This is a genomic window from Caballeronia sp. dw_276 (assembly GCF_018449635.1).
In the GTDB taxonomy this organism is placed as follows: Bacteria; Pseudomonadota; Gammaproteobacteria; order Burkholderiales; family Burkholderiaceae; genus Caballeronia.
The window spans coordinates 110420-134812 of the sequence record NZ_JAAVUV010000013.1 but is presented as its reverse complement, the minus strand read 5'-3'; the positions used below and the strand labels follow the sequence as shown (position 1 = coordinate 134812).

Annotated in this window: 9 protein-coding genes; 3 read left to right on the top strand and 6 right to left on the bottom strand. The window is 52.0% G+C overall.

What is annotated here, in order from left to right; genetic code table 11:
* Positions 1 to 73 precede the first annotated feature (73 nt).
* The 3 genes from HB633_RS24810 to HB633_RS24800 are packed head-to-tail and all read left to right on the top strand — an operon-like array spanning position 74 to position 5172.
* Positions 74 to 997: a DUF4007 family protein gene (locus HB633_RS24810; RefSeq protein ID WP_213780756.1), complete on the top strand. Its 924-nt coding sequence runs from the start codon at positions 74 to 76 to the stop codon at positions 995 to 997.
* Complete coding sequence (locus tag HB633_RS24805; RefSeq protein WP_213780755.1) at positions 990 to 4340, top strand: ATP-binding protein; 3351 nt, start codon at positions 990 to 992, stop codon at positions 4338 to 4340. The genes HB633_RS24810 and HB633_RS24805 overlap by 8 nt, the downstream gene beginning before the upstream one ends.
* Positions 4333 to 5172: a phosphoadenosine phosphosulfate reductase family protein gene (locus tag HB633_RS24800; protein ID WP_213780754.1), complete on the top strand. Its 840-nt coding sequence runs from the start codon at positions 4333 to 4335 to the stop codon at positions 5170 to 5172. Before HB633_RS24805 ends, HB633_RS24800 begins: the two co-directional genes overlap by 8 nt.
* 412 nt (positions 5173 to 5584) lie before the next feature.
* Here the strand turns inward: HB633_RS24800 and HB633_RS24795 are convergent, their stop codons facing one another.
* The 6 genes from HB633_RS24795 to HB633_RS24770 all read right to left on the bottom strand — a co-directional run bounded on the left by HB633_RS24795 (position 5585) and on the right by HB633_RS24770 (position 24033).
* Positions 5585 to 10087 (bottom strand): hypothetical protein, encoded by a 4503-nt coding sequence (locus HB633_RS24795; RefSeq protein ID WP_213780753.1) that lies wholly within the window; start codon positions 10085 to 10087, stop codon positions 5585 to 5587.
* A gap of 30 nt (positions 10088 to 10117) precedes the next feature.
* Entirely contained in the window at positions 10118 to 10957 is an 840-nt protein-coding gene (locus HB633_RS24790; protein ID WP_213780752.1) for a hypothetical protein, read from the bottom strand.
* Between the two features lie 5 nt (positions 10958 to 10962).
* A complete protein-coding gene (locus tag HB633_RS24785) occupies positions 10963 to 16245 on the bottom strand; it encodes an ATP-binding protein (RefSeq protein WP_213780751.1) in 5283 nt (1760 codons plus the stop codon).
* Positions 16246 to 16247: 2 nt separating this feature from the next.
* Entirely contained in the window at positions 16248 to 17858 is a 1611-nt protein-coding gene (locus tag HB633_RS24780; protein ID WP_213780750.1) for a hypothetical protein, read from the bottom strand.
* Between the two features lie 2 nt (positions 17859 to 17860).
* Complete coding sequence (locus tag HB633_RS24775; RefSeq protein ID WP_213780749.1) at positions 17861 to 21913, bottom strand: NERD domain-containing protein kinase family protein; 4053 nt, start codon at positions 21911 to 21913, stop codon at positions 17861 to 17863.
* 839 nt (positions 21914 to 22752) lie between these two features.
* Positions 22753 to 24033, bottom strand: coding sequence for a PD-(D/E)XK nuclease family protein (locus HB633_RS24770; protein WP_213780748.1), 1281 nt, complete (start codon positions 24031 to 24033; stop codon positions 22753 to 22755).
* Positions 24034 to 24393: the final 360 nt, after the last annotated feature.

The window sequence follows — 24393 nt, the reverse complement described above, 5'->3', positions numbered from 1 at the left end:
CGGGGTGCGGAACTGGTGATATTCACCAGTTCAGAGCTTGCCGCTTGGCGAGTTGCTCCAGTATCATGGTGCAATGGAAAATCTAATTGAATCTGCCAACTATCTTCCGGCGTTTTCGGGGCATGAAACCTTCCCCCTTCGCCAAATGTGGTTAAAAAAGGCGTTTGATCAGCGCACAAAACAAAATACGGTAGATCGAAGCGTTTTTCTCAACGATGACTCGATTGCTCGGTTCGGCGTTGGAAAAAATATGGTCTCGTCGATCCGTCATTGGGCGCTTGCATGCCGTGTTTTAGAAGACCATCGAGATAGCCGCATTCCCTATGGGGTGACCTCGCTTGGGGAGGCCATTTTCAGCGACGACGGGCTTGATCCTTATTCCGAGCACCTCGCGACAGCTTGGTTCGTCCATTGGTGCCTTGCAGGGGAAGGGAGCCGAGCCACGACGTGGTTTTGGCTGTTTAACCGTGTTTCATCGCCTTCGTTCACACGTGAAGATGTGCATGTGCCGCTAACTCAGTTTGCAAAAAAGAGGGGGCAGAAACTTTCTGCCTCAACCCTAACCCGGGACATTGAGACTTGCGTTCGTAGCTACGTGCCTCGGGTCGGAGCCGGCTCACCCGAAGACTACGCCGAGCCGATGCTCGGCGAGCTCGGTCTGATTCAAGAAGAACAGAAGGGTGTATTCGCTTTCCGCCGCGGACCCAAAATAACGTTGCCCGATGGGCTTTTCGCCTTCGCGCTATCCAATTATTGGCGCCGAACTGCTGCTAGTGATACGGCGTTAGCATTTGAGGGAATTGTTTACGGAGACGGCTCCCCGGGAAGGGTTTTCAAGCTTGACGAAGATTCAGTCGCTGAGCGGCTCTTCACGCTTTCGACGATAACTAGAGGTCGTCTAATTTGGGACGACACGGCCGGCTTACGGCAAGTTATTCGTCGAACTGACAATTTGGAGTCTGTCGAGGTAGACATGTTAAGGGCGGCATATGTGTAAGAAAATTGAAACTGCGCTGTCGGAGCATGTTCGCATAGCGAATCACTATCAGCGTTCAATTCGACTCGATGCAGACTATGGACGGATGGACGCGCTGGATGGTTATCTATGTCACGGAACGGCACATGCCGTTTTGGACAATATGACTCGCCAACTAATTGAAACTAATCAGCGTGCTTTTACCTGGACGGGACCGTTCGGCGGCGGCAAGTCTTCGCTCGCGCTCGCGCTAGCGTCGGCGGTCGGTCGTGATCGGGCTCTTCGTGCGAAGGCGCGAAAATCATTGGGAGTCGAGGGAATAGCCTCATTCGACGCAGCCATGCCTATAAAAAGAGGCGGGTGGCTGATTCTCCCGATCGTAGGGAAGCGAGGTAGCGTTGTTCGAGAGATCGCTCGTACTGCAGCGAAGGCACTGGGTCAGGAAGATTCTGTCGACTTACGTAAAGTTAGTGGCGTATCTGTGATCGAATCGTTATGTCAGGCTGCCGACGACAAGCGATTTGATGGTGTCATGCTCATCATTGATGAAATGGGGAAATTTCTCGAAGCGTCGGCGACTGGTGGAGACGATGTTTATTTTTTTCAAGAACTCGCCGAAGCCGCCGCACGCGCGTCCGGCAGGTTCGTGGTCGTGGGCATCTTGCATCAGTCGTTTAGGCAGTATGCGACTCGCTTGGGCCTTGACAGTCGTGACGACTGGGCCAAGGTCCAAGGGCGATTTTCAGATATCTCCCTTGTGGCTGCAAACGACGAAGTGGTCCAGCTACTTGCGAAAGCTGTGGAAAGCGATTTCCCACATCCTTCTACTGCCAGCGTTGCTGCTGACATCGCTAGTGCCATTCAACGACGCCGTCCGATGCTTGGGGATGGATTTGGCAACACTTTAGATGAGTGCTGGCCTCTGCATCCCACAATGGCGGTACTTCTTGGCCCCGTTTCGAAACGCCAATTCGGGCAAAACGAGCGCAGCACTTTCGGATTTTTGGCTTCTGTTGAGCCGTATGGTTTCAGGGCTTTTCTCATTGAGCATACGGCCCGCGAGACTTCCTGGTATCAGCCCGACCACTATTGGGATTTTCTTCGGGCTAACCTCGAACCGGCGATACTGGCGTCTCCAGACGGCCATCGATGGGCGCAAGCGGTCGAGGCGGTGGAGCGCGCTCAATCGCGTGGGGGGGCGCTCCATATCTCTCTCATCAAAAACATTGCCATCATTGATCTCTTCCGAAGCGGGTCGGGCCTTGCAGCAGAGCCGGCTATTTTAAAGTCACTTCATCCGCTTGTGACTGGTGACGAAGTACAAGCAGCGTTAGCTGAACTCGATCGATGGCGGGTTGCTATCTTTCGGAAACACATAGGTGCATGGTCTGTTTTCGAAGGCAGCGACTTTGATATTGACGTTGCTGTTTCTGATGCAAGGGGATCGCTCCCGGCGTTAAATCTTGAGCTCCTGACTCAGCTTGCGAATTTGCATCCCGTAGTAGCAAAACGGCACTACAGTCTTAAGGGCACGCTGAGGTGGATGAGCACGTCGATCTGCCATTTGGACGACGTCCTTAGGGTGATTGATCGCTACGAACCAGTGAGCGGCGAGTTTGGGCAGTTCCTCTTGGTATTACCACCTCGGGACATGACATTGCGCGGTGCAAAAAAGCATTGCCTTTCGTTTTTGGAGGCCGCCCCTAATAAGAAATTTTCGACAGTTCTTGGATTACCCAACAACTACGCGCGAATTCACGAGTTGGGCGTTGAATTACTGGCGCTTCAGTCCGTGCAGAGCAACCGTCCGGAGCTGGAGGGAGATCCCGTTGCGCGCCGCGAAATGTCCGCCAGAACTGCGGCAGTTAGGACGTCGCTTGAAGAGGCCCTTCGCGGCGGTCTAGCCGGAGCTTTTTGGCTAGGAAGCACGATCGAGGTGACCAAAGACATCCGCTTGTCTGCGCTCGCCTCGTCCATAGCTGATGAACTCTATAAGAAGGCCCCGTCTCTGCACAACGAACTAGTGAACAGAGACTCACTCTCTTCCAGCAGCGTGAAGGCTCGCCGAGATTTGCTGCATCGAATGCTGTTGAATGAAGGCGAAGAAGCGCTAGCGATTGAGGGTTATCCGGCAGAGAGGGGTCTCTACCAATCTCTTCTTGCCAGCACTGGTCTGCATGCGTATGACGAAGGCGAAAACCGTTGGCGTTTTGTCGCGCCTTCGTCAGGCAGCCCGTCGCGTCAGTTTGTGCCACTTTGGACCGCAACGAAGAAGATGTTTTCCGGACACGAGAGGCGCGTTGACCTATCTGAAATTTATAGCCGTTGGAGCGCCGTACCCTTCGGGCTTCGCTCTGGCGTGCATCCGATACTTTTCCTCGCGTTTATAAACTCGCATAAGGACAGCATCGCCGTCTACAAGGATGGAATGTTCGTACCTGGTTTAAGCGACGCTGATGTTGACGAGTGCTTGCAGGATCCTCGGCGTTTTTCGTTGCGATGGGTGACCGTCGATCAAGATCGGGCAGCGATTTTATCGGGCATAGCTTCAATTCTGGGTGCCGTGACGGGAAATCGTGTGATCGCCGATCCTTTAGAAGCTGCGCGCGCGATGGTGTCATTAGTCATCGAACTCCCGGCGTGGGTGAAACGCACGCAGACGTTGTCGGAAGAAGCAAGGGCAGTTCGCGATTTGCTTTATAAGGCAAACGATCCACACAAGATACTCTTCGTAGACTTGATGACGCTGCTCGGTGCACGCAATGCAAGCGAGTATGTCAAGAAGTTAAAACGTCCGCTTCAAGAGCTCACGGTCGCATACAAAAACATGCTTCAGGGGATGAGCGATCGAATGATTGAGGCGCTGGACGCCTCCGCCGACGATCTAGATGGTTTACGGAAACGCGCTGTCGGCCTAGTTGGAGTATCAGGGGATTTTCGATTGGACGCGTTCGCGACACGGATAGCATCATATCAAGGTACGAAAGAAAACCTTGAAGGCGTATTAAGCTTGGCGGCGAATAAACCACCACGAGATTGGAATGACCGAGATGTGGATACTGCCTTGCTCGCAATCGCCGAATGGGCATTACGCTTTAAACAAGTCGAAGTGCTGCTGTCAGTTCAACGGAGGGCGCCGACACGAGAAGCGTTCGCCATCGTGATTGGTGCCGGCAAAGACAGCAAAGCGTTCTCGCGAACGTTCGATATCGCAGCAAGAGACCTTCCGACAGTTAACATGATCGCTACATCACTACTAAGCCAAATGACGGGGAAGGGCCTGAAGACGGAGATATTATTGGCGGCGCTAGCTCAGGCCGGCATGTCACTCACCGAAAACAATAAGGAAGAATCTCATGGCTGAAAGACATGTTCTTGGACTCTCGGGTGGGAAGGACAGTGCCGCGCTAGCTGTATACATGCGGCAACACCGACCCGAGTTAGACATTGAATACTTCTTTACCGATACAGGCAAGGAGCTCCCCGAAGTATATGAGTTTTTAGGGCGACTAGAGGGGTTCTTGGGTAAGCCGATCTTGCGCCTAAATCCGCGTCGGGATTTTGATTTTTGGTTGAAGGAGTATGGGCATTTCCTACCTTCTCCTCAAACGCGGTGGTGTACTCGGCAACTTAAGCTGCTGCCGTTTGAGCAATGGGTGAAACCGATGCTCGCCGCTGGCGATACCGTTATTTCGTATGTCGCGATCCGGTCGGACGAAGAGTACCGCGAAGGTTATTCATCTAAACATGCTCGTTTGATCGTGAAGCTACCGTTCCGAGAAGACGGTATCGACAAACCCGGTGTCATGGATGTCCTGCAGGCATCGGGTGTAGGTGTACCAAAATACTACGATTGGCGTTCGAGAAGCGGATGCACCTTTTGTTTCTTCCAGCAGAAAATTGAGTGGGTGCGGCTGAAGCGTGAACATCCTGACGCTTTCGAAGAAGCGAAGACCTACGAGAAGTCGGCGCTTGAACACGGGTCACCCTTCACTTGGACAAAGGGCGAACCATTGACCGATCTGGAGAAGCCAGAAAGAGTAGCGCAGATCGAAACCGATTTCGAAGTCCGACGCCTGCGGGAGATCAGCCGGCGGCCGGTCAATCCGCTAAGGCCGGTGATATCGAACGAAGATTTGGACGAACTATATTTCGAAGACGAAGGCGGGGGTTCCTGCCTGGTGTGTCACAAATGAACGTTTATGGTCCGTGAACATGGAGATCTACTGAAGGAACTGAAGATCGGAGGTAAGCGCCCGGCGAGGCACGATCGCCGATCGCGCGGAAGTATATCGATTCCGTGTGCTGGATTGCGCGCTTACACAAGTAATGACTCGGGGCTGTTCGTCAGTTGTTAAAGCGCTGTGAGTTTCTGCTCACAGGGCGTTGCTAAACGAATGTTACGGTAAGAAGAGCTAGCGTGTCGCTTTGGCCGCTGCTCGTGACGTTTTAGTAGCGACATCCCGGACATACTTGCCTAAACAGCCGAACAAATCTAACGACCGGAACATCATCGTCGAAAGTTTTGTTTGGCCAACCAGACGAGCGCTGTGACGCCGTAAGCCGGTATTTTGCGCATATCCTTGAGATGCGTCCGTGTTTTGTGTGTTAGGCCATCTGTTGATCGATCCTGCGCAACTCTTGCAGAAGAAGATTGCGCTTCTCAGCAGGCATCGCATTGATGCGTGCTACAAGATCGGAGATGTCGAGCTGGTCTAGCCGTCGCTGTACACGTTTTTGCAGGTCTCCAAGCCGCTCGGCATCTGCCGGTAACACGTAGGACGGGCGGTTTTGCAGGGCGGTAAGGATGCCGGTGCATGCGCTTTCTGATAAAGTATTCACCCTATCAATTTGCGTTTCGAGCTCGGTCAGCCATACCGCTGACCTGCGTGCTCGTGAATCCTCGAGTGCCTGGTTTCGGGCTGCGTTAAGCGTCTGAATTTCTCTTGCTATTCGTGAACGGTCTGCTGCTGACAGTGATTCCGGAAGAGATGAGAATTTTGTTGGAACGCCCTCATTTTCGAGCTGTTCTAGTCTAGTGCTTAATGTTCTGAGTTCTTCAATTGCAGCGGCTGTCCACACACTCGAGCGTTGCTCCAGCAGCAATTCCCGGCCTGCGATATACGCCGTTACACAAGTTCCTATCCACTCGCGCTCTTCGTCAATTTCGTCTTCAAGCTCCGAAACTTCACTTTCGGATGGACAGTCTGCAGAAAGTTCATAGACTTTCTTCAAAATGGATCCTATATCGTCTGGTGCGCCAGAGACTTCGTCAAATTCACCCAGTAGGTCGACTAAAGCATTGCACGACGCAACCCGGCGCTGGATGTCAACAGCGTCTTTCGTGTTAAGAAACTGCTGACCGACCAGATTTAAGCTATATAAGACGTCACGCGCCTCTTGCGTAGTAGCCGGAGCTAGAGCAAAAAGTGCGGAATAGTGCCGTTGTCGCTCACTTCGAAAGTGGCGCCATGTTTGTTGCTTGGCGCGTAGCTGTTCGATGAGTTGTGCGATATCGCTTGCTTTGTTCAGATTCTGTAGCGCCGTGCTTAATATTCGAATCAGGGATTCCGCCTTCTCAATACGGTCATTGATTTCTCGCAGGGGCGTCGAAGCCAACTGATCCGACGTACGAACGAGGTTTGCTGTGTCGTTTAACGTTGTTTCATATTGGTAGCGCTCCTTGACGCGAGCGATCATCTCTCCGCTGTGCTTTTCGGCTAACCGTGCAAGGTCATTGATACCCAACCCTTCCAAAGTCTTCTGTGCACGGCTCATTCGAATGCGGAAGTCCGCGATCTGTTCGCTCGAATTGCATGCTTGCGCGTTGATCCATTGCGGTGCAGTCTCACGAACAAGGTCTGCGATTTGTCCGCATTCAGACTTAATGGCGTCTGTTTGCTCAGCAGTCCATTTTTCCGGACGAGCGCTCATGAATTTACGTCGTACTATGTAGCCGTCGGCGACCGCAAGAAATTCCTGAACGTTCTTTTGTTGCATCGCACGCTCGAGCCGTTGCTCCAATTCTCGAATAACTCGGTTATGGGCATCCAAATCATTCTGATCTTCAAGTGCCTTGTGTCGCAAAAACCGAAAATTCGCCTCGAGCTGTTCCGGCAAAGGATCGTGGGAACGTAAGCGGTCGGCTTCGCGCAACTGGTCGACGTTGCCTTTAAGTGTCGTTTCAGCCTCCCAAGCTGCAAAAAATATACTCCAGCGCGTCAATGCGTCCTCGGTGAGGAACAAGACGCTAGTCTTACTAAGCGCCGCATCACTTAAAAACTTTCCGTTTGACCCATAAGCTGCTTCCAACCACTCTTTCAGTGCGATTCCTTCTCTCTCATATCGAATAGCACGTGGTGGCTGAGATTTCCCAACAAATAATGCAATGAGCAATGACGCTGAGGCTAGGCTACAGCCAAACGGGGGGCGCGTTAGCAACGCGAGGTCGTCCCCCAACGTCCGGTCTGGTGCCGCTTTGTGAGCCGTCTCAAGCGACGCCAAGAGACCGGCGACTTGACTATTACCCGGAAGGAGTTTTACGCTACCGTCTCTAGACAAAGTCTCCCACGAGGCTCCGAGAACTGTCCGAACTCGGTTTTGTAGTTTGACTTGTTGTACCGCCAACCATGCCGAAGAGACTTCACGTCCGAACAGTGCGCGGGCAATGACGGCTACGTCCGCATTGCCGTTACCATTTCTCGTATTTAGACCATCGAAGGGAAAAGGCAGGACTTGCGAGTACACCTGTTTTAAAATGGTCGTGGCTTCAACGGTCAACCTTCCTGCAGGGACTACAGCACCCGCAACTACTGAGACGCGCTCTTTAATAGCGTCTCGCAAGGCCGCCTGTAGCCCTTGCTTTGCAGTATCTCGCTCTTCAGGAATGAATCGCGCGTAACGCTCCTGCTCAGACCTGTCAAATCGGTCATCCAACACGTATAGCGTCGCCAAGTACTTTCGGATACGCTCAGACCGATCCAACATCAAAACGGTCCAGATAGGCGCCGACGATACACCGGCTTGCAAAAGCTCCGCTTTATAGGTTTCTTTTATCTTCGATTCCAGTGCAACCACGTCCGTGTCTGACGCAACAAGACTATAAATGATCTGTCCCTTAGCTTGATCGGGCTTGACCGCTTGGCGCCAGTCGACAAAAGCGTTTCGCACGGCGCTCATTAAGCGTTGCTCATTCGTAAGTTGCGCCGTGAACGCCCACTCAAGCGTTGGGATGTCACGCTCTTGCCCAAACGTGGTCGAAACATCGTCGAACAGCATGTCGCTCCATGCCTTGGCGCGGCCAATGAAGATATCCTCAACGTCAATCGAAGTGATGTTTGCGAGCTTGCTGCGTAAATCCTTTTGATATTGGCCCCGCGTCGCCGCGTCAGTTACGATTTCGTATTGTTTGAGCTCTCGGCTCCATGCAATCACCCCGAGCTCTTGTTCGAGGCGAGACAAGTGAAAAACACACTCCTCAATTGGGCGGCCGACGAACTCTGCGAGGAGCCGATTGAACGCACTTTGCTCGCTAGAAACAACGCGCATCTTTTTCGCTGCTGCGATCGAGTTGAGCAGGGCACGATCGAGCTGTTCGAGCTGAGCATCGTATTTCGCGACCGCAGCCATCAGATTCTCGACGTTTACGCCGCCATGTGCTCGTTCTGCCGCAAGCATTTCGGTCAGCATGTCTCCAGCAAGTATATGACTCGCTGAAATCGTGATGAGGCCGTTCTGTTCGACAGCATCACGCGATAGGAATGCATCGACTGCTTTTTTTACAAAGGTAATCGCCGATCGGGATTGAACGATATCTTGTTGCCGGGTGAGGAACCATGTCGCTAACGGATGCAACGGCCAACATCCGCGGACGATAACTCGCTCGAACTCCTCCGCATTGTTCCATACAGGCAGTTGTCTCAGTCCTGGCAACATGTCACTCATCATTGCATGGAGTGATCGGTGGGATAGGCGTTCCTGAATTAAAGCCTTTTCCAGTGTAGCGTCGTCCTTTTTGTCAAGTAGATGCGCAATAATCGTTTCTAGATTCGACGAGACATGGTACTTCTTGGCGACGTCAAAGCGGGTAATGTACTTCTGAATGTGCATGGCATCGCGGTTGCCCAAGCGAGCAAGATAGGCTTTAAGCTCGTATTGGATAAAGCCCAAGAAATGTGCACGAGAAGCATTGTCTTGGATGCCTTGAAACATCTGTTGTAGGGCTGAGTCGCCTGCGAGCGCAGGACGCTCTGCAACGTACTCTAAAAATCGACCGAATTCGTCAAACACGATGACTAAGCGCGAAAATGGACCGTCTTTCGAACAATACGTGTCACAGAAAACACTAATTACGTCTTGGATCGATTCACGACCGGACACCGGGATATGGGCGCCGTTTGCTTCAAAATACAGCTCGTCTACGGTCGCGTATGTGTCTTCATCTCGCGATGCAAGTGACTCGACAATCACCCGCTGAGATTTGCCTGATAGCCGGGAGTTGAACTCTCGGGTTCGAAGCTCATAGTTGCGCTTGACAAAACTCACCGCATCATCAAACCGCGGTGACAATTCGCGCATGGCGCGGTCGTCAATCTTGCGCTCCTTGAGGATGCGAAATAACGAAGCGCTCAGCGCGTTTCCGAGATTGAAGTTGCCAGTACCGTCGAGTGCGATAACGAGCGCAGGCTTACCGATGGTGTCCAATGCCTCACGGGCTAATTCAGCTCCATGAGTATCAGCGAGACTCAAGTTTGAGACAATTTTCTTGCTAAGGTCCGACTGCGGATCTCTTAGTAGACGGGTCAACGCTAACGCAAAGTGGGATTTGCCAGAACCATACCCAGCAATGGCGAGCGAAAACGGATTAGTGTCCGTCGAGGCGCCATCAGCAATGCGAGCAAGTAACTCTGCGGCGAGCGTCGCGGTATCCGTTAGCCGATAGAGGTCGTCGCCGTGCCCTTCTCTACTGACTCCGTGATAACGTGGACCGTGGAAGACAAAGCTACGAGCCGCCTCATCAGCGCGATCAATCTGGTTGTCTGCCCAAGATAGCTGTACAGCGCCGTCAAAAAATAAATCCGACCTGAACGTGATCACGTCTGCTACTTTCATTGCTACTCCCCCGGGACTTTGTCATTATTGCTACAGTAAATCGCTGTAGATGCTCGTGCTCAGTTCTTCGCTGCGCTTTATCTTCATGATCAGTGGCGTTCCCGTTTGACGATCGACGCGCGTAATACCTTGCTCGACGGTCCACATCAAAAAGGTTTCAAATTGCTGCTCGCTCCATCCGCTTACTTCAACAAACCCGCAATGAGCTTCCAACTCGGCTAAGGACAGTTGCTGCTCCCCTGAAGCGGTCTGTTCCCAGTACGTGAGCCAGCAGTAAGCAAACGCCGAAAAATACTCTGGAAGCATTGGCAACCCCTTTCTTTCATAAGTCTCTTTCTCAATGTTGAGTACGCCGGTTCGCGCGAGGCTCGCGTCTTCTCGATAAGTAGAGAAAATCGGACCGGGCAGCGCTGAACTGTTCCCTAACTCATGTGCAAGGAACGCCGATGCGGAGTCTAGTGTTGCCGAAAAGCCAAGCGCTACACGAGAGCGTCCGAAAAAGACATGCCACGCGCTGGCCCCACCAATAGGTCGTGACAGCATCAAATGCATAATTAGCTGTGTTATCGGCTCGTGCAAAAGTGGATCTTCCGCATAAAAAAGGCGCCCCAACGTCGTTTGCTTGAGTGTGTAGAGGCGATCGGTTAGCGCAAGAGAGCCTATCATCCCCATCGCGTACGCATATTTGAGATGAGGAAGGACCTTTCCCGAACTCTTGCCGGTGGGAATTCCTGTTTCAGCCGATATTGACTCGGTTGTTCCTACGAAGGCTCGATTGGCTAGCTTCAGGACGGCAGCTAAGTGCCGTCGATCCGGGAAGAACGTCTCGTGAAAACTTGGCGGGTAGCCCTTAATGGTTCGTTGCATCATTCTACCTAGCGTGCCTCGAGAGGTGCAATTTTGATTTTGATAGGATCGCGTCGCATGGGTCGGCCTTCAACAATGCGGTGTGGGCCGATGGCCCAGCATTCGCCTTTACCAAGCTTGCCGAGTTCAATGATCCACTCATCGCGGCTGCGCGCTGGTGAAACATCGGCCAGAATTTGCGCAAAATCTTTGCGCTCAGTTTCAGCAGGCTTGAAAAATAACTTTTGAGCGCATTGAAAGAGCCGTCCACGCTCTTCTTTATCAAAATTGGAGATGGTTTGCGTTGCCAGGATCATGCCGACGCCAAATTTTCGACCTTCACGAAGTAATTTATCGATTGCGCGGTCGCTACGGTGGTCTAAGTTCTGGACTTCGTCAAGTACGACAGGTAATGGGATGTCTTTATCACCATTTCTGGTTGCGTAAGCAAAGAAGTCCCATAATGCAAATTCCGCGATCAAACGCTGCATATCTTTTGAGATATTCACAAGTTGTAAAATGTGCGCGAGTGATGATCCTTCAAAGATCTGCTTCCAGCCCGATCCTTCTTCAATAGAAAACGGCTTCTGCTTGACCAATTCTGATATCTTGAGCGCGAGTGTCTGCGGCGCATTTGGGTCTGCTTCTAAAGCTTGCTGCAACTCTTCTAAACCGAACTTAGTCCCACTCACTAAGCCTTGCTCGATTTGCCGCGCGAGAGCAGCCCGCTGTACGTCGCCGACGGTGTATACCGAGCAGAACACATCAGCGACGCGACTTGCAACATTGTGCGGCTGTTCTAACAATTTGCCGATCCCAGGTTCTTCCCTCGAAAGACGTTGAAACGGATTAATGGGGAAGGGTCGTTGCACCAACACATGTGTCTCAGGCATAACCCGCTCAACAAATGCATTGTCAAGTTTGCTGGGTAAGAAACCATCTGTGTAATCGATGATCGCCGCATGCTGGCGCTGCTTGATCATTTCGAGTAGCAAGCATTGAATTGCATAGGTCTTACCAGATCCAGAAGCTCCGAAAATCAGCATGTGACGATTTTCTAATTCCGGGTCGTCGTATTCCCAAAAAACATCTTGTCCTCGATTGTCAGTACCTATCAACAGCCGCCCCACGCGAGCAGGGAGTCCTATCGGCGTATTTGCTGAGAATCTTGCGATTACATCGTGCGTGGGAACAGTTTGCGTGGGCGGCGGCACCACGAGATTTTCCGGTTTTGTGATCGTCGCTGGAATGTAATGCTCAGCGTTAGTCGGCTTTTCTGAAGAAACTTGTTGGAAAGAAACCGTGGACGCGTCCGCCGTGTGTTGCTCGGTTTTGGACTTGGGCCTGGGGTGCTCCGCATAGTAGCGCGTTCCCGTAGCGTTTTCCGCGACACCAGTATTAAGCGATGCTACCGTCGACGCGATCGGTCGTACCACGGGCCTAGGCTGCCCCGCCGGGGCAAGAGTTAGCGCAGTTCCCGGAACGACGAACGGAACCTGATTGTCTTGCGTCAGGAGCTGGATGATTGTCTCGTTACCAAATTCGATGTTGTACACGCCAAAATCGTCAGGTAGCGGGCGATCTAATCCTACATCGACGGCGCCCATAAACCGCTGCGAGATATCGCTACTTGCTCGATTGGTCCAGAAGGTTGCGGCCACAGCCTGCCACGTGATAGTAAAATCACCTTCACTTAATCGGTCAAGCGCGGTGCACAAAGCTTGGTAGTCATCGCTCGCAAGCATTACGACCGCACGACTCGACAGCGCGCGATGTAATTGCGCCCACCAGTACTTGCGCTCGAAAACAGTAGCTTTCAACGACACATCTCGGGGCGCGAAGAGTTTAACGAGTTGCCGCAAACCAGCGCTCGCCTGCGCAAACGCTTTCTCCGCATGCCCCACGTTTTCGTGGGCAAACTTTGCTTCGATAACGGTTGCCTCAATGTTGAGTCGGCCATCAATGAGATGTGCTGCTATAAAAAGCAGATCGGGAATGTTCGCATCTTCGCGATCGCGGAACCAATGTGGGAAACTGTCGAGTGGGATGAGAGACTGCAGTACCGATGAGGGCCGACGGCCGAGCAGTCGGCTGACAAGCGAATAGCCGATGACATCGCGAATGTATTCGTCACGTCCAATCGCTTTTACCAACGACAAGCCCGGAATTTCACACGCAGACCTGATGATATTGTGTGCGCCCAACTCTGCTTGCTCTTTCGTCAAGTCCTGCAAGTGTTGGCGTAAGCGAGACGCAATCGATCTCGTTAGCGTGCCGAAATCACTTACTTCAGTGGAGATTGTCCGATTCAGTTCGCCATAGTTACCTAGACCACATGAGAATCCGACGATTCTGCGGTCCAAATTAATATTCTCACTCGACGCGGCGCTGATGAGGTTGCTATCGATGTGACGGTCAACGCACGAGACCCATACGGCTTTTTGATGCAACACTTCGATTGTTTGCTTCCACGGTGTGAAGTCAATTTGTGTAATAACCGTATGCTCTTGTGAAGAAGACGTGTGCGGATTCTTCAGCCGAGCTGCAATCTCGGTATGTTTGCTGGCCATTTGAATGCGACGATTGCTTATGGACATCTGCCGTTGGCTTTGCGCGGAAAGTTGTCGGATAGGTCGCGGGTATTCTGTTAGCGGGAACTGCCGTAAAACCGACCCATATACGGTATCGAACGCTTCAACAGGCTCCAGCTGGTCTCCCTCATGTTTGTCGTCGAGAAAATGAGCAATGATGCCCAAGTCGTACCGCAGGTGCTGCTCCATGCGCAGCATAGCCTCCAGTTCGCTGGGCGAGGTCGCATGTCGATGTCCGATGTGAATCGAGCACGTTCGTTGATTGCTAAAACTGCTTTCAGTCCAAGCGTTCTTCCAAGCGACGAGCATGTTGACGGCTGTCGTCGTCGCAACTCCCGTCGTGATGACTTTCAAGGTCAAGTAGAACGGCATCGGCTGGTCTAAAGTCTCTTTGAGATACGCCTTTAACCATCGGTCAACGCCCGAGAGCACGATGTCTATCTCTGCAATGTTTGTGAACAACAAACTGAGCTGATCGTGGGAATGGCTGTGTAGGCCTTGGTAGGTGCGTATCAGTTGTTCGTAAATTCGTGCCCGCCCTGACGGCTGCAGCATTTGTCCTAAGTCGTCCTCGTCAAAAGTCTCTTGTCGCATCAAGCTCTGTGAAGCGACAGGTAGAGCGCTTCGGTCGGCGTTGCCAATCAAATGCGTCAATCCGAACGCTTGAGAGGCACTGGTGAGCGAACGGTTAGCATCCGCAACTAGCGCGACGACAGGCCGGCGTAGTTCAGCAAGTTCGACGAGACGTTGCCAACGTTGTTCAGCCGCTGCGCTCCCGTTGTCGAACAACTCCGCCACGATTTCACTAAACCCGTCCCGCAAAAAAACGGCACGCGCGCTCGAAAGCTCAAGGACAAATGGTGAGATTGGTAGCGAGACTGCTGCGTTGAGGTAGGGTTGCGTGGGGTTATCGTTGTGCCTTACCGCCAAAAAGGCACGGTAGAGACAAGGTAATACGTACTCAGCGCCGGCTGCACGACTGATGACTTGCGTGACCACTTCGGAATAGGCTGTGATGACCCGATGCACGTTTGCGTTCGCTGCATAGAAACCGTTGCTGAGAATCCCCTCTAGGTGTTCCTTGTAGCGGCCAGTCAGTGCCGTACAGCTAGAGACGAGCTCGGCATAAAGAGGATGCTTGGCGACGTCGTTAAATACGTTGACAACGTCGAAGTCGTTCATTCCGAGCATTAATAATCGGTGTGCATCCTGCTCATCAATTGCGGAAAACAACTCATCGAATCCACCAATATGAAACGCCGGCAGCCGCGGTGCCGACAGCTTAGATAGCGAGCCTAAGGTTTGTTCAGCAAAGACCAGACGTAAGCGTTCAGGATGGGTAGTCGGCACGGGCCAGACATATTGTTGCTCGAAAGGCTCCGTGTCCATCTCTGAATTAATGGCCACAGTGAAGTAGATTTTTGCTGTGGCTCGGGTTAGCGCCGTTATAATGCCTTCGAAGCCTTCCAACTGTATCGGGATGTCCTGATCAACACCCGGGAGACTTAACCGATCTGGAATGACGGTTCCAACGATCCCATTTAAGAGTCGGTAGATATCTTGGGCAAGATCTGCACCGTCTGCTTCATAGCGAGTGAGCTGCAATTTGATATTGTAAAGCTCGTTTGCTGTCACTTTGTTGCCGTATTCTTCGAAAAATCGCTGAATCGTAAGCTTGATGGATTGCAAAAAGACGACGTCACTATATCCCCTAAGCACCATCGCTTTCGGGGTGGGACGAGGACCTAGTTCGCGCTTCTCGATGACTTTTAACAGCGGGGTAGCGTCCCACTGCTGCAAACGGGCGAGCGCACTTACGTCGTGGTCGCGCACGAATGAGCGCACATCATTCAAGTACTCCGCTGCTGTTTTGTAGGGAGTGACAGTCTCGGTAACCGGGGTTGGGAGTTTGAACGGTTCCGTTTCTTCGTCGCCAATCTCCGCCTTGTCGATTTTCTTCAAAACCTTGTCGCGATCGGTCTTTGAAGCAAACATTGCGTGAGTTGCAAAACGGTGGCCTTGCGTTATTAGGTGCTGTGCTCTGGTCACATTGCGCCCCATCGGGACATCAAGCAGGGGAAGGGCACCCCAACTCGAGAGATCGGCGTAGCACTCAGAGACAACTTCTCGTAGTGTGTCGGGTTTGCGCGCCAAAATCTGATCGAAGAAGCTCGCCACACGTACTAAACGACCCGCGCTAAACTTTTCGACTGTGCTGAGGAAGTTTTCAAGCACTTCAGTGGCTCGCTCGTCTTGGTCATTTAGCTGTTCGGCAATCTGAAGAACCCACTTACGGTAGCGCTGAACAAGAACACGACGCCACAATAGATCTTCGCTTACCAAATGGAAGTCTTTTAGACTTCCCTTGTCGGAAGCATGATCGAACCCGAAGAAGATGCAATGGCCCCTGTTGCGAAAAATGGTTAGCTGATCGTCCATGTCCACCCACTTTTCCATGATCCGCTCTTCATCTGGCAGAGCAGCTCTTTCATCAACACCCCAGCTTAGCCAGAGTCCTCTGGATATCTTAATTGCGCGCTCGATACCTGGAAACTTGGTAACGAAAAAATTGTCAACTCGCTCGAGCACGGTGATCGTTTCGACCAATGGCAAGCTCTGTACCACGAGCGTGATTTTGTTCTTGTCGTGTGTCCCAGCGCTCAATACACCCGCGCACTCATCGGTCAAATACTTTGTCAGCTCTTCAACAAACAGATTCACAATTATCCCTTGTAAGGATTGAGTACCAGTGCTACGGCGTCGGACAGGGGAATTAGGTAACCACCGCGACGCAATTCCTCTTCGAACCAAGACGAATCAATGCCGAATGCGTCAGCAGCATTCTGTGTACACGAACTAGCTAACGCCAAATGGATTGTTTCTTGATTAATTGCTAGACCGTAGTGCGCGAATATTCGTTCATGAAACTTATCGAGTCGAATTCTTGTGCCAGGGGGCACAAGTGCGGCGACCATCAGACGCACTATCTGAGCGGGCAGGGTGATGCGCATTCCTAACCCGTTGCGTGGCACGATCACGCCAATTTGTTTTCCTATTTTCCGGAACAAACTACGGACATTATCGTCGCCGCGATGTAACCACTCCTGCCGGCTTACAGTATCCAGCGGCTCGATACCTTCTTCGTAACGGTCGTACCTACGAAGTGAGTCGTAAAGTAGATTTTCGACGTCCACGTAGGCATTAATTGCGATCTTTTTGGTGTTGTTGCTATCTTGCTCACCGGGAGGACTGACTATCCATGCGTAATTTCCAATAAATCCCGAGGTAATTGCTGCACTAGTGACGCGCGCGCTTTGAAAACAAAGACTCCGCATAACATGTAATACGCAAAGATCTTTCAGCAATGAGATCTTTTGCAGGCCACTGCGCTGCGCTGCGCAAATATTATCGATTTCCCACGCGAACAACGATGCTTCTGTTGATGTTTCAGTGGGAACCCATCCGAGAGTAGCCGAACTTTTTTCGCCTTCACTGGAGACCCCTGCTGCATCGAACGCTTGGCTGACGAATTCGCCTAGCGGGCCTATTGCCTGATCACTCTCGCTTAGCATTTGCCGTAAGCGTTTTTGGAGACTTTCGCGTAGTTGACTCAGACTCCCTACGCTCTTCAGATGCGCGTAGTTATCAGCATAATTTCCATCAAAAAGAGAAGTTAAAGCGTCCTCTTTGTGATTGTTGAAGAGACTAGTCAACTGAAGATATAGGTGCTCACCACCACGCGCCAAAAAGCTATGCGCATTTACGTTGAAATAGTCTCTTGAGAGTGCGACGTCCCATGTCAATTCGGGATTTTTTGCTGCCCCCTTCGGCCCCTCATGCCTCCATATAACCTCCCGTGCCAGCAAACCTTCTGAAGCGGGCAAGAACGTATGAGCCGTCCAAGTGCGGTCGCCCGCTACGCCCACAAAACCAGAGAACACCCCCTGGATCAATCGCACTGCGTCGTCGTGATCGATCTTAGAGCCTGCGCTAATACGGCGCTCCAATTCCTTAATCCCATCTTTAAAAGAGTCAATGTGGCTGCGGTGACGTGTTTCGAGCTTAGATGCCGCTAGAAATGAGAACAGTTTCAGCGTAAGTTTGTAGGGTGGATGATAGTGCAGGACCGTAGGTGTCGAAGAATATAGAGGAAACGAATACGCATTCGTGACATTTTCGTCTTTATCGGAAGCGAACACGAGCAGGAATTCTGCGAGATATTCAACAGGAGTTTGGTCTTTGAAGAAACGACGGCCAAAGACTTGAATGGCCGCGTTCTTGTCCTCGTTCGCCGGCTGTTGTTCCGATAGGCTGAAGTTAGGGAATCGGGCCATCTCTAGTAAATCTCCATACTGGAATTGTCTATCGCTACTCGATAGACATGTTGCTCTCCAGTGACACTGATACTTAATAATCGGATATCTTCCACTGGCAAGCGTTTGCGGCTAACGAGTTGTGAGGTAAACAGATCGAGTTGGTTGACGTGGATAGGATCCAATTCCTGCCCGAAATCGCCAGTGCTTCTTCGGTTAACGAAATCCAAAAGTGGTAGTGGCAAACGCATGAAGACTTCACCGCCCGCCGGGGTATAGATGAGTTGCGGCATCTTTTCTGAACTATTGAATTCAAGTCGGAAGTCATTCTCATCGTATTCGCCAATTACGACTTGGACGGGTTGCGTGGTTTCCATGTCGTCGCGACGTAGCGTAATGTATAGCTTGTCCTTGAGGCTTGATGCGCGCATCGCTCCGATACAATGCTCGCTGAGCACGGATAAGATCTGTCGAACTAAGGCGCGTCGCTCCGCAGGGCTCACTTTCGCAAACCCGTGGATTCGCCACTGTTCCCAGTCGCTAAGGGTGGCAGATCCGGTGAAGTCGTCAATAAAACTGCTCCACCAAGGTACATCGACTCGTTTGCCAAACATGAACGCCAAGCGGCGTATGGCGCTGCGTGCAGTGCCGCCTAGCGCACCGTCCGTGAACTTGATTTGCCAGTGTTGTAGGACCGGCTCGAGGATCTCAGGGATGGGCGCGAAGGTCTGCAATGTCGCCTCTTGAAGTTTGAGTTCGACCGCTGGCCGCGTACGGCCAGACTCCACATGTGCCTGAAGTTGTTCGACGCAATACAGACTGGAGCTCTGCAAATTTGGCTTTCGATCTGAAAACCCGAAAAATAGCTCGCTAAATAGATGCTTTCGTAACGCCGCCTCAGCTCCGATTTGCTCAATGAGCTCGGGGACGTCGGAACAAGCTGCCCCACCGGTAACGCTGTATGCTAGATGAGCCGTCATTTGCCGCATGGTAAGACGGCGCTCGTAGGAAGTAAGAAGGCGGTATATTGATGACACACGCTCCTTAAGCTCAGGTGCGTTCTGGACGGCGCTAATATTTTGTTGAATGGGGCACTGCTCGCGCATTGCACATCCATTGCAAATATCCCAAGAGGGATGGGAAGAGATTTTACGCAGCACATTGACCGCGGTATCCACGTTATCGAGCTTGCTCAGGTTTGCAATAAAGATCTGCTTATGAAAGTCATTGATGCAATGCTTCTCATCGTCGAGCGTCTCGACGATCGGTTGGTCGAGCAAGCCCAATACCTTTTCATCGATATCACCCCGCATCTCGCTCAAAGTGTTGAGTAGCGGACCCGTGTTGCTGACAATGAGCCAACTGCCTGATCCTTCCTCAAGTGCTTGCTCAAACTTATTGCGGCGTTCGACTGCAGTATGTTCGCTCATATCTTTGAGTATGCAGATACGCAATCCATTAACGAACGCTTCTTCGAGTGGCTCGGGTGGCTGTAAAAGCGGTTGTTCTGGCGCTATGTTCCGCAGCTGTTTGAGCACTTCCAATGCGACAGTCGACTTACCGTCACCCGCATGACCGGAGAGTACGACCACCATTTCTTCTCCGCTTGTCAAGCGTCGATAGATATCCTGGGCCATCCGCGTAGGCTCGTAGATACTCGCAAAATATTGATTGGTGGATTGATATTCGGCAAGCGCGTTGGCATTGCCCGCGCTCACATTGTGCAGGGTGTTGAGATAACGAACAAATGGATTAGAGGGCGTAGGAGCATCGCCCTGCAAATACAATCCATCTTGGTCTTGAAAAGATTGATTTGTGACTTCCAGCGATTCCGCGACTTCGTTGTCAATCTTCATGTCGACGGCGGAATCCGGGCCGTCGATGGTTGCCAGAGCTTTATCGAGCGCCGCGCGCATATCGCCAGCACTTGCGTATGCACAGCCGTCGACGTTCGTTGCGGCATCCAGCCAGGTGACGATGCGTGTCTGCTCAAAGTCGTGCGGAACCTCCGCAGAGATGCCCCCTTCGTCGGCGTTGTGGCTAGCGAATAGCCATTGCCCAAGTGTTTTACCTAACGCATACAGATCGTTCTGCGGGCACGCGTTCATGTCTCCACGCGAGACGAGCGCGGGATGCACATACCCGGGCGTTCCACGTAGACTAATGACACCCGGGGCCGACGCGCATCCAAAATCGATAATCCCGACAGCGTTCCTAGACGTATCCACTAAGATATTGTGGGGCGTGAGATCGTTATGAATAATTCCAAAAATGTCTGGTTCACGACCAGCATGCAAACGGGTCAGGGTGGATAGAATTACACGTGAAATATTGAGGAACTGCGCCATAGACGGTCGCGTTCCAGAGGCGATTAGCGCACCTAGCGATTCTCCGGGCACTAGATCAGTCGCCAAACACCAACGCTGCCCAATGACCTCAGAGAAATGCCGCACTCGCGGGAAGAGAACGGGCAGATCAAGCTGGTCGACCGCACGCAGGATGTCGCGCTCGTGCAAAGCCTGTTCGCGCGCGACGTCGGGTCTGAACACTTTATGAACAAATTGTTCGCCGTGGTTGTCAACCTTATACACTTGCGCTGTCGCACCTTCCGCCATTATTTCGATGCTCGTGTATGAGGGTGTTTCCACCATCTCGCGGACTGAGTTTGCTTCATTCTCCGAGGTTGCCTCGGTTAGCGCGGCGACTGATGCTGCGATCTCGCTTGCAGTAGGGCGTGGCGAAGGCCGTTGGGCAAGCATGCTGCCGATAAGAGCGCATAAGGCTGCACGTTTGGGCTCTTCGCACGAGCCTGCCAGCAGAGCCGAAGTCAGTTCGACAGCTATATTCGTTGTGTGAGAGGGGACTTTACCAACTAACGCACGAAAAAAAACTGCTCCAAGCGAGTACACATCGGATTTAAAATCGGCTTGTCCTAGATACAATTCGGGCGCCGTGTACCCCGGAGATAAATGGTCCTCATAGTTGTTTCCAAGCACCGTCATGGCTGCACCGGGATCGAACGTTAAATCGAAGTCCGTTAATTGCGCATTACCATCAGCGCCGATGAGAATGCTTCTGGGCTGCACATTACGGTGTACTAGGCTTGCGGCTGACTCGTGAACGAAATCTAACGCGAGAGCGATATGGCGTATGATCGACGCCGCACGACGCCACTCAAGACGGTTGTGCTCGGCGAGTAGGTCATCAAGCGAGCGCGTATCCGTCCAGTCTGAAACCTCAACGATAAGATTACGGTCGTTAGGGTGCGCACTTACCGAGCGAATTCCCGGATAGTAAGGCAAGGCCGCCGCAGTCCGTAGACTCCTAAGTTGAGTTTCTGAAACTGCTGGATCGTTGCTAAGCTCGCCGAAGACGCGCAGTCGATAAAGGCGGTGATCAATATTAGGGTTACGCTCGGCGATATAACTAATATAGGTGGGTGCCGAACCTCTGTCTTCATGAATCCGATATCCTGGGATTTGGTCTTCGTAGCTGACCGTGGCGGATTGCTTATCCTTGTTGAGTTGCTCGGCCAGCTTGCGGAAATGGTAATCACCCAAAACACGTTCGGATTTCTCATGATGATGGATTCTTCGCTTAAGATAATCCGCTAGCTCTTCCATCCCATCGAGAGTTATGAGACCGTCGGTAAGGTTCCCGTGACGGGCTGACGAGGCTCCCTCAACCTGGGCGTCCGCATTAGTGAGCGCGACCACAGATTGAACGAATGGCAATTTGTTCCCCGCGACGCCGCTTAGTGCGTGTTGCATATAACTTTTAAAAACTTTGCACTTTCTGTTGTTGACGATATGCGGACTATCGATCATGCCGTTGCCGCGCCGCCATTTCGGTTCTTTAACCGCAATGGCGCCAAACCAGTCTTTCAGTTCGATTACCGCGATAAAAGACTTGGTGAGCACAATTGCGTCGCACTCCACATATGACGCTTTCGAAGCATCGAACAGCTCGATATTGGGGTAAACGACAATATCGCTAGTGTCGGGCAGGGCTGCAGTAAGGAATTCAAAGACTTTCCGTTCGGTGTCGTGCAAACAATGGCTGAAATCTTGTATCACTGGGACAACTCCGTTACCGCAACCAACGTTTAAAGCGCAATTCGCTTCACACGCATTAGCGGGGCATAGCTTGTTGAGCATTTAATGCTGAGCAGAGAAACGCACCACCAATCGTCGTTTTAGGTGTGCTTGGGTTTCGCCGTTCAACGCAAGCTAAATTTGCTCGGCCGAACATATCCTCGGCCGTCGTTTCAGCCATGGTTCATAGCCGTGGGGGACATTCCGGGTACAGGTCCGAACAGCGAAATTAAGGCGGTAAAAGTCTGTTTTCAAATCAGATGTACCGTTGTTAGTATGGTCGTTGTCGACCGAGCACTTGTTGTTGAGGATCCCTATCGCTTCGGAAATGCCCTGTTTTCGGTAGCAATATTACGATAAGTTATCGAAAATTTAGCCGACGATCGAATAATTTTTGCGGCCGAAACGTTAGATTGCACCACGGCTCTCTCCTACAAGACTTCGTTCGAAGGGACGATTCGTTGCTTATCGTGCATCTTTCGTCGAGTTTTCGTGAATTTTCGAATCGTTTTACCCAGTACTTTTTGTATGTTGGCCTCGGTGTTCGGCAGTATCAAGTTAAATGCGTCAATCGGCTACAAGCGGCTATGGGAAAGATTCACTGTCGTCGCGCACGTCATCTGATCTGTGGAAAGTGTTTCCCAAATTTTCTCGGCGCAAAACCAAATTATTATTGCTTGCCGTCCGAACTGGGCCCACAACTCGCTTCGGAAAATCACACGCTAAAGTTGCGAACGAGCCAGTCGAAGCAGGTGATGACCCTCAGGCATCCTTGCTCCGATGAATCTTGCAGTGGTCAACGCAATCGACGACAACTACGGTTACCGGATCGCGTTTAAACGCATCTGAAGCTCTGCCATCTGGCTCAACGTCTCTTCGATCGCTCGCTCCCGGCTAAGGTCCTTACGACGCCGTAGAGTAACGAACGACTGCTCGTCGGTCATGGAGCGCTTTGTGCCATTGCTTCTGCGCATGTCTTCCGCGATCTCTATCAGCGCATCGCGGCGTTCGGCACGCACGTCGTTCAACTGGACGAACGTCGTGACCTTGAAGGTCTCCCCCGTCTGCCAAACGTTCACGCCAGCAGGGTAATACCAATGTGAGAATTGATCGTGATCGACGAGAGATGCCCATTGCTGTAGTGAAAATCCCGTGCGAACCCGCTTAGGGTCAACGAGCAAATCATCAAATCGCTCGCGCAGCGACGAGACGAACGGTGCGAACTGTACTTGTCGGATACAGTCCTCCCAAACTGCGGTCCGACGCCAGTACAACTGAAATAGACGCAGCATGGCCTTGCCTTCCAGCGTCGTCGCTTGCTCCATCAGGTCTGCAAGCACCTGCGCTCGTGTGCCCTTCGAGGAGTTATTTGACCACTCTGCCATAAAGGCGAAAGTCTCAGGGTGGCCCCCGGCCACTTCGGTCACCAACCGCCCATATGTGCTTTTACCCATGGAATCCTCAGCCTCATCCTCAATGACGCCCCTGAACTGCGCCAATGCGTCCCGGACGTGACGGGCGGTCGCTTCACGCTTATCTGCCTCCCGTAGAAAGTCTGAGAGCCAGTCATAGCCAACAGGAATCCATGACGGATCCGCTGGCTCAGCTTCGTTTGAGTCAAGAAAGATGTGAATGCCGAGAAAGTCTGGGAGCAGTTTTTCAAGCTGCTTCCGATAATGCGAAAGTTGTGCCGTCGATTGCGAGGCCCCGAACTTGTTCTCGATCGCGATGTAGCGACGGCGACTCGCGTCCAACACAAGGACGTCGAGAGAACGGCCGCCGACGTTGATTTCCGTGGTCACAACCGATGCGGAGAACCCCTCAGTGTGCACATTGGCAGGCGAGAGGAAGCGGCGGGTCGCAACGTCTATATCAACGCCGTCACTTTGCCACCACGCACGCACTAGTAGCGACTGTATGGCAAGGTCTCCCAAGCCATGTCCTTCGGACGGGTCAAGGAGCCATGCGATGAACCGGGAGACGTTCACCTCCTTCGGATAGCAGATACGCAATGGCTCCCAGGACGCCGTGGATGACACGAGGCGCTGGACATTTGCATCGCCGAAGAAATAGTCGATTAACTGGTCCGTCTTGCTGCTCATATTTCTCCGTAGTTTTATGGTTGGTACGCTGAAATTTAGTCAAAGACAACGGAAGGTCACGAGTAGCGCGGATTACATAACCAGTACCGCTTCGACATCCGAGTGCGCAGTTGAGTTTTGTTAGTGATCTTCAGTTTGATTGCATGACGGCACTTTTTGCAATTTCTTGAGGCTAACCGTCATTCACTTCTTGTTTGAGGATCATCTCGCCCGGCAGCCGGCTTAGTTCTTGCCAAACCCTGCTCCAGCATCAGGGGTTCAGTCCCAAAGTGGGTCGGTTTTCGGTGCAAATCAACAGTCGTCCTCAACCGACGCGTTGACGCCCAGTTCCGGGAGTAAATTCTCGTCATTTAAGAGACT

Bases quoted from the DNA above. Each gene is read 5' to 3' on its own strand.
- HB633_RS24795 (WP_213780753.1), bottom strand. From the start codon at position 10,087: ATGAAAGTAGCAGACGTGATCACGTTCAGGTCGGATTTATTTTTTGAC.
- HB633_RS24790 (WP_213780752.1), bottom strand. From the start codon at position 10,957: ATGATGCAACGAACCATTAAGGGCTACCCGCCAAGTTTTCACGAGACG.
- HB633_RS24780 (WP_213780750.1), bottom strand. From the start codon at position 17,858: ATGGCCCGATTCCCTAACTTCAGCCTATCGGAACAACAGCCGGCGAAC.
- HB633_RS24810 (WP_213780756.1), top strand. From the start codon at position 74: ATGGAAAATCTAATTGAATCTGCCAACTATCTTCCGGCGTTTTCGGGG.
- HB633_RS24805 (WP_213780755.1), top strand. From the start codon at position 990: ATGTGTAAGAAAATTGAAACTGCGCTGTCGGAGCATGTTCGCATAGCG.
- HB633_RS24800 (WP_213780754.1), top strand. From the start codon at position 4,333: ATGGCTGAAAGACATGTTCTTGGACTCTCGGGTGGGAAGGACAGTGCC.
- HB633_RS24770 (WP_213780748.1), bottom strand. From the start codon at position 24,033: ATGAGCAGCAAGACGGACCAGTTAATCGACTATTTCTTCGGCGATGCA.